13 protein-coding genes are annotated in these 13,971 nt (G+C 70.0%); 9 read left to right on the plus strand and 4 right to left on the minus strand.

From position 1 onward, the window contains the following. The first annotated feature begins 213 nt into the window (after positions 1 to 213). The 8 genes from leuD to ilvD all read left to right on the plus strand — a co-directional run bounded on the left by leuD (position 214) and on the right by ilvD (position 9,646). Positions 214 to 798: a 3-isopropylmalate dehydratase small subunit gene (gene leuD / locus PCA_RS15575; RefSeq protein ID WP_181303527.1), complete on the plus strand. Its 585-nt coding sequence runs from the start codon at positions 214 to 216 to the stop codon at positions 796 to 798. 142 nt (positions 799 to 940) lie between these two features. Continuing rightward, a complete protein-coding gene (gene leuB, locus PCA_RS15580; RefSeq protein ID WP_181303528.1) occupies positions 941 to 2,038 on the plus strand; it encodes a 3-isopropylmalate dehydrogenase in 1,098 nt (365 codons plus the stop codon). Between the two features lie 220 nt (positions 2,039 to 2,258). Next, entirely contained in the window at positions 2,259 to 3,278 is a 1,020-nt protein-coding gene (ilvC, locus tag PCA_RS15585) for a ketol-acid reductoisomerase (protein ID WP_181303529.1), read from the plus strand. Positions 3,279 to 3,346: 68 nt separating this feature from the next. Beyond that, positions 3,347 to 3,688: a hypothetical protein gene (locus tag PCA_RS15590; RefSeq protein ID WP_181303530.1), complete on the plus strand. Its 342-nt coding sequence runs from the start codon at positions 3,347 to 3,349 to the stop codon at positions 3,686 to 3,688. A gap of 176 nt (positions 3,689 to 3,864) precedes the next feature. After that, entirely contained in the window at positions 3,865 to 5,721 is a 1,857-nt protein-coding gene (gene ilvB, locus PCA_RS15595) for a biosynthetic-type acetolactate synthase large subunit (protein WP_181303577.1), read from the plus strand. A gap of 160 nt (positions 5,722 to 5,881) precedes the next feature. After that, positions 5,882 to 6,163, plus strand: coding sequence for an acetolactate synthase small subunit (gene ilvN / locus PCA_RS15600; RefSeq protein WP_181303531.1), 282 nt, complete (start codon positions 5,882 to 5,884; stop codon positions 6,161 to 6,163). Continuing rightward, entirely contained in the window at positions 6,160 to 7,728 is a 1,569-nt protein-coding gene (ilvA, locus tag PCA_RS15605) for a threonine ammonia-lyase, biosynthetic (RefSeq protein WP_181303532.1), read from the plus strand. Before ilvN ends, ilvA begins: the two co-directional genes overlap by 4 nt. Positions 7,729 to 7,768: 40 nt before the next feature. Further along, positions 7,769 to 9,646 (plus strand): dihydroxy-acid dehydratase, encoded by a 1,878-nt coding sequence (gene ilvD, locus PCA_RS15610; RefSeq protein WP_181303533.1) that lies wholly within the window; start codon positions 7,769 to 7,771, stop codon positions 9,644 to 9,646. A gap of 70 nt (positions 9,647 to 9,716) precedes the next feature. Here ilvD and PCA_RS15615 read toward each other — a convergent pair whose 3' ends face one another. Continuing rightward, positions 9,717 to 10,085, minus strand: coding sequence for a VOC family protein (locus tag PCA_RS15615; RefSeq protein WP_181303534.1), 369 nt, complete (start codon positions 10,083 to 10,085; stop codon positions 9,717 to 9,719). Between the two features lie 204 nt (positions 10,086 to 10,289). On the opposite strand from PCA_RS15615, the gene PCA_RS15620 reads away from it, so the two are divergent. Continuing rightward, entirely contained in the window at positions 10,290 to 10,874 is a 585-nt protein-coding gene (locus PCA_RS15620) for a hypothetical protein (RefSeq protein ID WP_181303535.1), read from the plus strand. A gap of 57 nt (positions 10,875 to 10,931) precedes the next feature. On the opposite strand, the gene PCA_RS15625 is transcribed toward PCA_RS15620, so the two are convergent. The 3 genes from PCA_RS15625 to PCA_RS15635 form a co-directional block, all read right to left on the minus strand. Next, a complete protein-coding gene (locus PCA_RS15625; RefSeq protein ID WP_181303536.1) occupies positions 10,932 to 12,920 on the minus strand; it encodes a winged helix-turn-helix domain-containing protein in 1,989 nt (662 codons plus the stop codon). 209 nt (positions 12,921 to 13,129) lie between these two features. Further along, complete coding sequence (locus PCA_RS15630; RefSeq protein ID WP_181303537.1) at positions 13,130 to 13,522, minus strand: VOC family protein; 393 nt, start codon at positions 13,520 to 13,522, stop codon at positions 13,130 to 13,132. A 106-nt stretch (positions 13,523 to 13,628) separates the two neighbouring features. Next, on the minus strand, positions 13,629 to 13,928 hold the full coding sequence (locus PCA_RS15635) for a hypothetical protein (protein ID WP_181303538.1): 300 nt from the start codon (positions 13,926 to 13,928) through the stop codon (positions 13,629 to 13,631). Between the last annotated feature and the right edge of the window lie 43 nt (positions 13,929 to 13,971).

Genomic DNA, 13,971 nt, shown 5'->3' on the forward strand with positions numbered 1-13,971 from the left:
GGGGGTGGCGGGGGGGGGGGGGGGCGGGAGGGCGGCGGCGTTCCCCCCCCCCCGGGGGGGGGGGGGGGGGGGGGGGGGGGGGAGGCCCCACGCTCGCCCTGCTCCCACATCGAGGCGCGCTTCGATGCACATCGCCGCAAGCCCCGACCCCTCACCTCAATCCTCTCCCCGCAGGGGAGAGGAGGCGAACGCAACCAGCGAGGAGCTTCATTAATGCAGCCCGTCACCCGCATCCACTCGCGCACCGCCGTGCTGCCGGACGAGAACATCGATACCGACCGCATCATCCCCGCGCGCTTCCTCACCACCACCACGCGCGCAGGCCTGGGCAAGCTCTGCTTCAACGACAGGCGCTACCTGCCCGACGGCAGCGACAACCCGGCCTTCCCGCTGAACAAGCCGGAGGCGAAGGGCTGCGCCATTGTCGTGGCCGGCCGCAACTTCGGCTGCGGCTCCTCGCGCGAGCACGCGCCGTGGGCGCTGCTGGACTACGGCATCCACGCGGTGCTGTGCAGCGAGATCGCGGACATCTTCCGCAACAACTCGCTGAAGAACGGCCTGCTGGCGATCGTTATCTCCCCCGCCGAGCATCGCTGGCTGCTGGCGAACCCGGGCGTCGAGCTGACCATCGACGTGCAGGGCCAGTACATCGCGCTGCCCGACGGCGGCCGCATCGGCTTCGAGCTGGAGCCGTTCGCACGCCACTGCCTGTTGAACGGCGTCGACCAGCTCGGCTACCTGCTGCAGCACGCGGATGCGATTGAAGCGTTCGAATCACGCGTCGGGAAGGCGGCATGAAACGCACGACGCACCCCGCGCTACCGCACCGTCACCCCGGCGAAAGCCGGGGTCCAGTGACTTGCGCATCACCTGCAACAGCGCTGGTTTCCGGCCTCCGCCGGCATGACGGCGACACCACCACCCACGAGGACACGCACGCATGAAGGCACGCATCGTCACCCTGCCCGGCGACGGCGTCGGCACCGAAGTCACCGCCGCGGCGGTGACCGTGCTGCGGGCGGTAGCCACGCATTACGGGCACGAGTTCACGTTCGACGAACAGCTGATCGGCGGCGCCGCGATCGACGCCAGCGGCGAGCCGCTGCCCGCCGCGACGCTGGCTGCGTGCCAGGCCGCCGACGCGGTGCTGCTGGGCGCGGTGGGCGGCCCGAAGTGGTCCGACCCGAACGCGAAGGTACGCCCCGAGCAGGGTCTGCTCGCCCTGCGCGCCGGCCTGGGCGTGTACGCCAACCTGCGCCCGCTCGCCGTGCATCCCGCGCTGGCCGAGCTGTCGCCGCTGAAGAACGGGAAGCTGAAGGACGTCGACGTGCTGTTCGTGCGCGAACTGACCGGCGGCGCCTACTTCGGCGCGAAGACCAGGGGCGCCGACTACGCCACCGACGAATGCAGGTACACCGAGGCCGAGATCGAGCGCGTCGCCCGGCGCGCCTTCGAACTGGCCCGCGCGCGCCGCAGGCACGTCACCTCGGTGGACAAGGCCAACGTGCTGGAGACCTCGCGGCTGTGGCGCGGCACCGTCACGCGCATCGCCGCCGACTACCCCGACGTCGCGCTGGAGCACCAGCTGGTCGATTCGATGGCGATGCTGCTGCTGACCCGCCCGGGCAGCTACGACGTGGTGGTCACCGAAAACCTGTTCGGCGACATCCTCACCGACGAAGCCGCCGCGCTGGCCGGCTCGCTGGGCCTGCTGCCCTCCGCCTCGCTGGGCGATGGCCGCAACGGCCTGTACGAACCGATCCACGGCTCCGCCCCCGACATCGCGGGCAAGGGCGTGGCGAACCCGGTCGGCACCATCCTTTCCACCGCGCTGCTGCTGCGCCACTCGCTGCAGCTGGAGGCCGAGGCGGCGGCGGTGGAAGCGGCGGTGGACCACGTGCTGCAGCACGGCCCGCGCAGCCGCGACATCGGCGGCGGCGCGGGCACCGCCGAGGTGCGCGACGCCGTGTTGGCCGCGCTGTCCGAGCACGTCACCGCCCACCGCGGCGATGCCGCAGGAGCACGCGCATGCGGCTGAATCCACACCACCGTTTCCACGGCGCGGCCGTCCGCGGCCCCGCCATGCCTGCCCTCCCCTGCGCGCCGCGCGCGGCGCCCTCGGCGACGAATGCCGACTCCCCGGCCAAGTTCCGTCGCCGCCCCCTGCATGGCGCCGCGACGCGCGCAGGGGAGGCAACCTGCTTCCGCACCGCCTCACCCAAACACGCACACGTCAACGTCAACGAAGGAGTCACCGCATGAGCAGCAACACCACCAACGACACGCTGGCCAAGGCCCGCATCGCCGTTCTTGGCTACGGCAGCCAGGGCCGCGCCCACGCACTCAACCTGCGCGATTCCGGCCTCGACGTCGTGGTCGGCCTGCGCAAGGGCGGCCCCTCGTGGGAGAAGGCGCGCGCCGAAGGCTTCAACGTCGCCGAGCCCGGCGAGGCGGTGAAGGGCGCCGACCTGGTCGCCGTGCTCACCCCCGACATGGTGCAGGCCAGGCTGTACAAGGAAGCGATCGAGCCGAACATCAAGCCCGGCGCCGCGCTGCTGTTCGCGCACGGCTTCAACGTGCACTTCAAGCAGATCGATCCGCGCAAGGACATCGACGTGATCCTGGTGGCGCCGAAGGGCCCCGGCGCGCTGGTGCGCACCGAATACGAGCGCGGCCGCGGCGTGCCCAGCATCTGGGCGGTGTACCAGGACGTGTCCGGCCAGGCCGAGGCCAAGGCGCACGCCTATGCCGACGGCATCGGCGGCGGCCGCGCGATGCTGATCAAGACCGACTTCAAGGAAGAGACCGAGACCGACCTGTTCGGCGAGCAGGCCGTGCTGTGCGGCGGCGCCAGCTCGCTGGTGCAGGCCGGCTTCGAGACCCTGGTGGAAGCCGGCTACCAGCCGGAGATCGCCTACTACGAAGTGCTGCACGAGCTGAAGCTGATCGTCGACCTGTTCTACGAAGGCGGCATCACCCGCATGCTGGAGTTCGTCTCCGAGACCGCGCAGTACGGCGACTACGTCAGCGGCCCGCGCGTGATCGACGCCGGCGTGAAGGAGCGCATGCAGGGCGTGCTGAAGGACATCCAGGACGGCACCTTCGCGCGCAACTGGATCGCCGAGTACAACGCCGGCCTGCCGAACTACAAGAAGTACAAGCAGGCCGACCTGGACCACCCGGTCGAGCAGGTGGGCAAGAAGCTGCGCGCCCGCATGCCGTGGCTGCAGCCCGACGCCGCCAAGCCGGGCAGCGCACCGCTGAAGAAGGCGGGTTGACGCAACACCGGGCCGCGCGCGGTGCGCGGCCCGTTTTCCACGCACGCACGAACACATCGAGGTATGCCATGAAACGCTTCCACATTGCCCTGGCCGTCGCCGACCTGGACGCCTCCATCGCCGACTACAGCAAGCGCCTGGGCCAGCCGCCGCAGGCCCTGGTGTACGGCATCTACGCGATGTGGCGCACCGACACCCTCAATTTCTCGATCCGCCAGCAGCCCGAGAAGGCCGGCCAGATCTGCCAGCTCGGCTTCGAGGACGACGACGCCCAGGGTTTCACCAGCGCCACCGACGTGAACGGCATTGCATGGGAGCGCTTCTCCACGCTGGAGCAGGACCTGCAGATCATCGCCACGTTCGGCGTGCCGGTGCACCCCGCCGTCGAACGCGACCTGATCCGCAACTGACGGGCGCGCGGCCGTCATCCGGCCACACGCCCGTCATCCCGGCGCAGGCCGGGATCCAGTGCCCCGAAACGTCCGGGCGCCAAGCCACCGAATGCCCCCCGGGGCAAGCGACGACAAGCATCGCCAGGCAATACCGACACCCCATCCGCCACCAGGAAACCATCGTGACCACCACCATGCAGACCGCCCTCGCGGCTCCCGTCCCCGACCGACACCCGCTTGCCGGCCGCGCCATGACCGGCGCGGAGGCGATCGTGCAGGTACTGGCGGATGAAGGCGCGGGCGTACTGTTCGGCTATTCCGGCGGCGCCATCCTGCCGGTGTACGACGCGGTGTTCCGCTACAACGCCGAGCATGCCGGCACCGACGGCCGCGAGCCGATGCCGTTGATCGTGCCGGCCAACGAGCAGGGCGCGGGCTTCATGGCGGCCGGCTATGCGCGCGCCTCCGGCAAGGTCGGCGTGGCCATCGTCACCTCCGGCCCCGGTGCCACCAACACGGTGACGCCGGTGCGCGACGCGATGGCCGATTCCACGCCCATGCTGGTGCTGTGCGGCCAGGTCGCCACGCCCGCGCTGGGCACCGACGCGTTCCAGGAAGCGCCGGTGAGCAACATCATGGGCGCCTGCGCCAAGCACGTATTCCTGGTCACCGACCCCGCGACGCTGGAAGCCACGCTGCGCACCGCGTTCGAGATCGCGCGCAGCGGCCGCCCCGGCCCGGTGGTGGTGGACGTGCCGAAGGACGTGCAGAACGCCGAACTGCAATTCGACGGCGCCAGCCGCCTGCCCATCCCCGGCTACCGCGCGCGCCTGCGCACCGTGGAAAGCGCGCGGCTGGACGACGCCGCCTGCGCCGCCTTCTTCGACGCGCTGATGCAGGCGAAGCGCCCGCTGGTCTACGCCGGCGGCGGCGTGATCGCGGCGGATGCGGCGGCTGCGTTGCGCGAGTTCGCCGATGCGTTCGGCATCCCGGTCACCACCACGCTGATGGGCCTCGGCGCGGTCGACAGCACGGCGCCGCTGGCGCTGCACATGCTGGGCATGCACGGCACCGCCTTCGCGAACTACGCGGTGGAGGACTGCGACTTCGTGTTCGCGCTGGGCGCGCGCTTCGACGACCGCGTGGCCGGCGTGCCCGCGAAGTTCGCGCCGCGCGCGAAGTTCATCGCGCAGATCGACATCGATCCCGCCGAGATCGGCAAGGTGAAGACGGTGCACTGGCACCACATGGGCCAGCTGGTTCCCGCGCTGGAACGCCTCACCGCCTACGGCCGCGCGCACGGCTTCCACCCGCAGCTCGCCGACTGGCACGCCCACGTCGCCGCGCTGAAGCGCACGCACGCGATGAACTACGACCGCGACAGCGCGCTGATCCAGCCGTACGCGGTGATCGAGGCGATCAACCGACACACGCAGGGCCGCGCCATCGTCAGCACCGGCGTGGGCCAGCACCAGATGTGGGCCGCGCAGTACTTCGACTTCCGCGAACCGCGCCACTGGCTCACCTCCGGCTCGATGGGCACGATGGGCTTCGGCCTGCCCGCGGCGATCGGCGCGCAGTTCGCGCGGCCGGACGCGCTGGTGATCGACATCGACGGCGACGCCAGCATCCGCATGAACCTGGGCGAGATGGAAACCGTCACCACCTACGACCTGCCGGTGAAGGTGGTGGTGCTGAACAACAGCGGCGACGGCATGGTGCGGCAGTGGCAGAAGCTGTTCTTCAAGAGCCGCTTCTCCGGCTCCGACAAGAGCCTGCACAAGAAAGACTTCGTGCTCGCCGCACAGGCCGACGGCTTCGAATGGGCGCGCCGGCTGGACGACAAGGCCGCGCTGGAATCCACCATCGCCGACTTCCTCGCGTTCGACGGCCCCGCCTTCCTCGAAGTCGTGATCGATCCGGACGCGGGCGTGTACCCGATGGTGGGACCCGGCGCGACCTATGCGCAGATGATCACCGGCGACTTCATCGCGTCGCGCGGCAACGCGCCGACCGAGCCGGGCGAGGTTCCGTCCACGGCCATGTTCTGAAGCACTACTTGTCGTCTGTAACACCGTTCGCGTTGAGCGTAGCCCGCGCAGCGGGCGTAGTCGAAACGCCCCTCGTGCATGTCCTTCGACTTCGGCCCTGCGGGCCTGCGCTCAGGACGAACGGTTGGTTGAACCCATTGAAGGTTTGCGGAGCCATGCCATGAAACACACGCTGTCCATCCTGCTGCAGAACGAATCCGGCGCGCTGGTGCGGGTGGCGGGGCTGTTCGCCGCGCGCCACGTCAACATCGACGCGCTCACCGTGGCCGCCACGCACGACCCGGCGGTGTCGCAGCTCACCCTGGTGCTGCATGGCGACGAAAGCACGCTGCAGCAGATCCTGCGCCAGGTGCGCAAGCTGGTGGACGTGCTGGACGCCAGCAGCCTGTCGCTGGTGGGCGGCCGCGACGGCGGCACGTTCGCCGCCGCCACCCTGGCATGAACGCCAGGCTGGCCGAACGGGACGAAGCGGACGCCGCGCCGTCCGACCTGGACCTGCTGCGCCGCACGCTGACCGCGCGCGTGTACGAGGTGGCGCGCGAGACGCCGCTGGAACCGGCCGAGCTGCTGTCCGAGCGCATCGGCAACCGCGTGCTGCTGAAGCGCGAGGACCTGCAGCCGGTGTTCTCGTTCAAGCTGCGCGGCGCCTACAACCGCATGGCCGCGTTGAGCGCGGCCGAGCGGGCGAACGGCGTGATCGCCGCCTCGGCGGGCAACCACGCGCAGGGCGTGGCGCTGGCCGCGGCGAAGCTCGGCATCCGCGCGGTGATCGTGATGCCGGTGACCGCACCGCAGGTGAAGGTGGACGCGGTGCGCCGCTTCGGCGGCGAGTTCGTGGAGGTGTTGCTGGCCGGCGACTCCTACAGCGATGCGCAGGCCGCCGCCGCGCGCATCGAGGCCGAACGCGGCCTGGTGTTCGTGCATCCCTTCGACGACCCCGACGTGATCGCCGGCCAGGCCACGGTCGGCATGGAACTGCTGCGCCAGCTGCCGGCTTCGCCCGACGCGGTGTTCGTGCCGGTGGGCGGCGGCGGCCTGATCGCGGGCGTGGCGAGCTACATCAAGACGCTGTCGCCGCGCACGAAGGTGATCGGCGTGCAGGCGGACGACTCCGACGCGATGGCGCGCTCGCTGGAAGCGGGCGAGCGCGTGGTGCTGCCCGAGGTGGGCCTGTTCGCCGACGGCACCGCGGTGAAGCAGGTGGGCGCGCTCACCTACGCGCTGTGCCTGCGCCACGTGGACGGCATGCTGCGCGTCGACGGCGACGCGCTGTGCGCGGCGATCCGCGACATCTACCAGGAAACCCGCAGCGTGCCCGAGCCGTCCGGCGCGCTGGCGCTGGCGGGGCTGAAGCAGTACGTCGCCACGCACAAGCTGCAGGGCGCGACGCTCGCCGCGATCGTCTCCGGCGCGAACATGAACTTCGAGCGCCTGCGCTTCGTGGCCGAGCGCGCCGAGGCCGGCGAGCAGCGCGAGGCGCTGTTCGCGGTGACCATTCCCGAGGAGCGCGGCAGCTTCCGCCGCTTCTGCGCCGCGCTGGGCCGGCACAGCATCACCGAGTTCAACTACCGCATCGGCGACGCGCGCCAGGCGCACATCTTCGTCGGCGTGCAGACCGCCAGCCGCGACGAGCGCACGGCGCTGGCCGACATGTTCCGCGCGCAGGGCTTCGCCGTGCTCGACCTGGGCGACGACGAACTGTCCAAGCTGCACCTGCGCCACATGGTGGGCGGCCGCTCGCCGCTGGCCCGCGACGAGCGGCTGTACCGCTTCGACTTCCCCGAGCGCCCCGGCGCGCTGCCCGACTTCCTCGCCCGCCTGCATCCGGACTGGAACATCAGCCTGTTCCACTACCGCAACCACGGCGCCGACCACGGCCGCATCCTGGTCGGCATCCAGGCGCCGGCCGAGGAACAGCCCGCGCTGCGCAGCTTCCTCGAGACGCTGGGCTACCCGCATTGCGACGAGAGCGACAACGCGGCCTACCGCCTGCTGCTGCGCTCCTGACAAACCCCACATCCACACCGACACCCGGAGTCCGAACCCCATGCCCGCCTACCGTTCCCGCACCAGCACCCACGGCCGCAACATGGCCGGTGCCCGCAGCCTGTGGCGCGCCACCGGCATGAAGGACGGCGACTTCGGCAAGCCCATCATCGCGATCGCGAACAGCTTCACCCAGTTCGTGCCGGGCCACGTGCACCTGCGCGACCTCGGCAAGCTGGTGGCGGAGGAGATCGAGGCCGCCGGCGGCGTGGCGAAGGAGTTCAACACCATCGCGGTGGACGACGGCATCGCCATGGGCCACGGCGGCATGCTGTATTCGCTGCCCTCGCGCGAACTGATCGCCGACAGCGTGGAGTACATGGCCAACGCGCATTGCGCCGACGCGCTGGTGTGCATCTCCAACTGCGACAAGATCACCCCCGGCATGCTGATGGCCGCGATGCGGCTGAACATCCCCGCCATCTTCGTCTCCGGCGGCCCGATGGAATCCGGCAAGGCGATGATGAAGGGCGTGCCGCGCAAGTTCGACCTGATCGACGCCATGGTGACGGCCGCCGACGACAGCTACACCGACGCCGAGGTGGCCACGGTGGAACGCTCGGCCTGCCCCACCTGCGGCTCCTGCTCGGGCATGTTCACCGCGAACTCGATGAACTGCCTCACCGAGGCGCTGGGCCTGGCGCTGCCCGGCAACGGTTCGGTGCTCGCCACGCATGCCGACCGCGAGCAGCTGTTCCGCCGCGCCGGCCGCGGCATCGTGGACCTCGCCCGCCGCTGGTACGAGCGCGAGGACGCCAGCGCGCTGCCGCGCGGCATCGCCAACCGCGCCGCGTTCGAGAACGCGATGAGCCTGGACATCGCCATGGGCGGCTCCACCAACACCGTGCTGCACCTGCTGGCCGCGGCGCGCGAAGGCGGCGTGGATTTCACCATGGCCGACATCGACCGCCTCTCGCGCCGCGTGCCCTGCCTGTGCAAGGTGGCGCCCGCGAAGAGCGACGTGCACATGGAAGACGTGCACCGCGCCGGCGGCATCATGGCCATCCTCGGCGAACTGGACCGCGCCGGCCTGCTCGACGCCTCGCGCCCCACCGTGCACGCGCCCACGCTGGGCGACGCGCTTGCGCGCTGGGACATCCGTCGCAGCAACGACGAGGCGGTGCACACCTTCTACCGTGCCGCACCCGGCAACGTGCCTACCCAGGTCGCCTTCAGCCAGTCGGCGCGCTGGGAATCCACCGACACCGACCGCGAGCACGGCGTGATCCGCGCCGCCAGCACGCCCTTCAGCCACGACGGCGGCCTCGCCGTGCTGTTCGGCAACCTCGCGCCGGAAGGCTGCATCGTGAAGACCGCGGGCGTGGACGATTCCATCCTGCGCTTCAACGGCACCGCCAGGGTCTACGAAAGCCAGGAAGCCGCGGTGAGCGGCATCCTCGGCAACAAGGTGAAGGCCGGCGACGTGGTGGTGATCCGCTACGAAGGCCCGCGCGGCGGCCCCGGCATGCAGGAAATGCTCTACCCCACCAGCTATCTCAAGTCGAAAGGCCTGGGCAAGGCCTGCGCGCTGATCACCGACGGCCGCTTCTCCGGCGGCACCTCGGGCCTGTCCATCGGCCACGTCTCGCCGGAAGCGGCCGAAGGCGGCCTGATCGCCCTGGTCGAGGACGGCGACCCCATCGTGATCGACATCCCCGAGCGCCGCATCCGGCTCGACCTGTCCGACGACGTGCTCGCCGCCCGCCGCGCCGCCATGCAGGCACGCGGCCGCGACGCGTGGAAGCCGCGGGACCGCACGCGCCCGGTTTCCGTCGCGCTGCAGGCCTATGCGGCGCTGACGTCGAACGCGGCGAACGGCGCGGTGCGCGATCTTGGCCGGCTGCTTGCCGCGCAGCCTGCTGATACGACAAGCCCGTAATTGCCCGGCGCCTCCCGTTCCGAGAGAGGCGCATCGCGTAGCGGCGCCGGCGCGAACACGCCGGCGCCGCTCAGCCCTGCAGTTCCTGCCCGAACATGATGCGGTGGCCGTCGATGGTGCGGATGCCGAACTCGCGCATGCCCCAGGGCTTGTCCGCCAGCGGCTGGATGAACTCGACGCCCGCCGCCCGGTATTCCGCGTAGAGCGCCGTGGCATCCGACACCGTGATGTAGCCGTACCACGAGTGGTCGCCCAGCTCGGCCGGCGGCGTGGCGTCCGTGCACTCGCCCAGCATCACGCGGAAGCTGCCCCGCGCCAGGAAGGTCCAGCCCGGCGCCGTGAACTCGACGCCCAGCCCGAGCGCCGACGTGTAGTAGTCCGTGGACCGCGCCAGGTCCAGCACGGCCAGCACGAATCGCGTCCTGGTGAAATCGGGCATGCGCACGCTCCTGAGTGACGGGCAGGACGACGCCGGCCCGGTGACCGGGAAACCGCACGCCCGTGCCGTTCCCCAAGCTTTCCACGCGACTTCCTCGCGGCAGCCCAAGCCTGCCCTCAAGCCCGGCGCCAGGGCCCGGCGCAGGCTGGATCGGCGGCACGGCCTGCCGCCGATCCATCGCTGCCGAACCCACCGGAGGGAATCATGTCACGTCACGCACTCCTCATCGCCGTTTCCACGCTGGCGCTGGCGCTGCCGGCCGCCTGCGCACTGGCGGACGACGCCTCGTCCATGGCCATGCACCAGGGCACGGGACCCGGCATCCGTTCGCCGCTGGTGCAGGAAATCCGCCTCGCCACCGCGAAGTACCAGGACATCAACGTGGCCTTGCACAAGGAACCCGGCTGGGTGGTCGCCACGCCGTGCGTGAGCGGGCCGGACACCGGCGCCATGGGCGTCCACGTGGTGAACCCCTCGCGCATCGCCGACGGCGTGCTCGATCCTGCAGCGCCGGAAGCGCTGATCTACGAACCGATGGCGGACGGCTCGATGCGCCTGGTCGGCGTGGAGTTCATCGAGGTCGCCGCCGACTGGGCCGCGCGCCATCCGGACGGCCCGCCGCCCGAGCTGGCCGGCAACCTGATGAACCTGTTGCAGGCGCCGAACCGCTACGGCCTGCCGTCGGCCTACTACCTGCACGTGTGGGCATGGCAGGACAACCCCAAAGGCAGCTTCGCCGACTGGAACACGAAAGTGAGCTGCACGATGCAGCCGCTGCCCTCGGCATGACGCCCGCCCGCCGCCCTCCCCGGCCTGCAGGGGAGGGCGGGATGAAACGCACCGCGATCAGTCGCAATGCGCGCCGCCGGCCACCGGCCTGCACTGCGGCGGCCAGCCGTTCTCGTTCCAGTAGGCCAGCGTGTTCGTGCGTCGCAGGAAGTCGGTGAACGCAGGACCCTGCCGGATCGCCGCGTACTCGGGCACCCACAGCAGCTTGCCTTCGAACATCCAGGGCTGCTCGAAGAAGCGCAGCGCCAACGTCTGGTCGGGTTGCGGCACCTGCAGTTGCAGCGCCAGCGGCGTGTCGCTGGCCGCCTGCGCCGCCTGCAGCTTCGCCAGCGCCTGCGGCCATTGCGCGGGATCGGCCAGCGCCGCGTCGAACGCGAGGTACAGCGGCTTGCGCGCATCGTCGTCGGGCATCTGCGCGGCGATGTCGCGCGCGGCGGCCAGGTCCCCGCGCCAGACGGCGTTGCGCCAGCGCATCGCGGCGGTCACGGGGTTGGGCTTGCCGTCCAGCGCCGGCAACGCATCCAGATAGCGCTGCGCCTCCGCGTGGCGGCCCAGCGTATCGAGCTGGGTGCCGAGGTTGGCGACCGCCCAGTAGCCCAGCGGATCCATCGCGTAGTCGGCCTGGAACAGGCGCAGCGCTTCCTCGCCGTAACCGAGCCGGGCGAGGCGCATGCCCACCAGCAGGTTCATCACCGGGTCGGTGGGATTGTGCGCCAGCGTCGTGCGCAGCTCCCCCATGCAGGCTGTCCACTCGTTGCGCATGCACGCCAGCTCGCCCATCGCGGCATGCGCGTACACGTTGCCGGGATCGAGCTGCAGCGCCCGGGTCGCCTCGGGCAGCGCCTCGCGTTCGCGCCCCGGCTCGAAGTGCGTGGCGAGGTTCAGCGCGAGCAGCCCGTGCACCGGCGCGAAATCGGGTGCGCGCTCGGCCAGCGCATCGAGCGCGAGTTCGGCCTTGCCGTAGTCCGCGTCGTCGGGGCGGGCGAGGAAGATGTGGCGCAGCCGCAGGTATTCCCGGAACACCGCCGGATCGGGCGGCGCCGCCGCGACCCGACCCAGCGGCAGGCGCAGCGCCAGCGCCGACGCCACCGCCTGCGCGATCTCCTGCTGCACGCCGAAGACGTCCCGCATCTGGCGGTCGTAACTCTGTGCCCACACCGTGCGCCCGGACGGCGTCTCGATCAGTCGCAGGTCGATGCGCAGCGCCGTGCCGGACTCGCGCAGGCTGCCCTCGATCGCATGGGTGACGTGCAGGCGCTCGGCCAGTTGCGCCGCGTCCAGCCCCAGTGCGCCGGCGCGCGCGGCCGACACGCTGGCGATCAGGCGCAAGCCGTCCACGCGCGCGAGATCCGTGGTCAGCTCGTCGCTGAGGCCGTCGGCGAACACGGCTTCGCCCTTGTCGTCGCCGATCACCCGCAGCGGCAGCACCACCAGGGTGGGCGGCGGCGCCATCGCCGGCGCCGGGGGAGGCGCCCGCCACCAGGACGAGGCGCCCATCACCGCGGCGGCCACCAGCGCCACCGCGGGCAACCAGAGCGTGGGCGAGGTCCACGAACGACGCGGCTTCGCGGGTGCGGCGGGTGTCGATGCGGCCGCCGACGTGCCCGCGGTGCCGGTGGCGAATGGCGCCGGCGACTCGCCCCACTGCGGCGCCGACGTGCCCGATGCGATGCCGCCAGGTGCGGCGGCAGTCGCCGGCGGCGCCTCGCGCAGCGCGCTGCGCCGCACGTCGCCATCGAAGCGGTAACCCACGCCGTACAAGGTGTGGATGTAGTGCGTGCCGGCCGCGTTCTCGCCCAGCGCCTGGCGGATCAGCGTGACCACGCGATTGAGCACGCCGGGCGTGACGTGGCGATGGCCCCATACCGCGTCGAGCAGCTCGTCGCGCGAAAACGCCTTGCCCGGCGACTGCGCCAGCAGCGCGAGCACGTCGAACGCCTTGGGCTCCAGCGCGACATCCCGGCCGCCCACGCTCACGCGCCGGCCGTCGAGGTCGATCTCGACCGCGTCGAAACTGACGTACCGAAGTCTCTCCCCGCCCTCCACATCGGCTCCTTCCGGAACGATGAAGCAGATGACGCCGCGACGAACGGCGCCATGGTATGGCAAGCGGCTGGGGGGTTGCCAATGGCGGGGCGGTTGGATCGTGCGCTTGCCTGTGGCATCGCCATGCAGGCATGTGATCGCACCACAACCAGTAGCCACCCGCTTTTGTTTGCAACGTATTGATCGGCGCGGATGGCCGGATTGAGCCCTCACTCGTCTTGAACGGTATCCTTGCGTCTCTGCGCTACATGCCAGAGAACGCCGCATGGATCGAACACGTAGGCAACCCGCAGACCCCATGGCTGCATCGTGGGTGGCTTGGGCGGTTGCACCCCGAATCTTGCCGCAAGATCGAGGGTATCGATATGCGCCCACCACGCGTCGAGATCGTCCACCATGAGCTGCAGCATGGAATTCTCGGCCCAATCCTTCTGGTAATAGTTCTGGAGGATGAAGCCACCCGAAGCGGCGTTGAAGATCGCCACTTCTCCATCCAGCACTTTCTCGAAACCGATGGCTTCATAGAAACGCTTGGAGAGATCGAAATCCCTCGCAGGTACAAACGGGCGGATGAGTTCCGTTCCAGCCGGGATCGTGCTCATTCTCGCCTCCTTGTCCTGTCGAATACTCGAATCGTATCGAGAGTTGCGGCATCCACCGATGCCGCAAGACTGCAAGCGAGCCATGTACGCTGAATGCCTTCAATAGTCAGTGAAGAATCCGCACGTTTCCAAGAAGCAAGCCCGCAATGACCACGCATGCGACTAGCCCAAGCAAAAGATCGAGCGCAAAGGTGAAGTATCCAAACAGCTTGCGAATCAATCCAGATGAACGCCTTGTCCCTTTGAATATCAGAACGGCGGCAGGGATCAGGATCAGAGAGACGATCTCGCAGGCCAGAAGCGTTTCGATGCCACTGAAACTACGAATGACACCATGAGCAATGGCGACGACGGCGGCGATCGTCGCAATCGTGAGTGCATACCCGAGCGCTAGGTATCGATGCATGCCGGCCAACTTATCGCATGTGAGAGAACGCAGGGACGCTATC

The organism is Rhodanobacter sp. PCA2 (genome assembly GCF_013620825.1).
Classification (GTDB): Bacteria; Pseudomonadota; Gammaproteobacteria; order Xanthomonadales; family Rhodanobacteraceae; genus Rhodanobacter_A.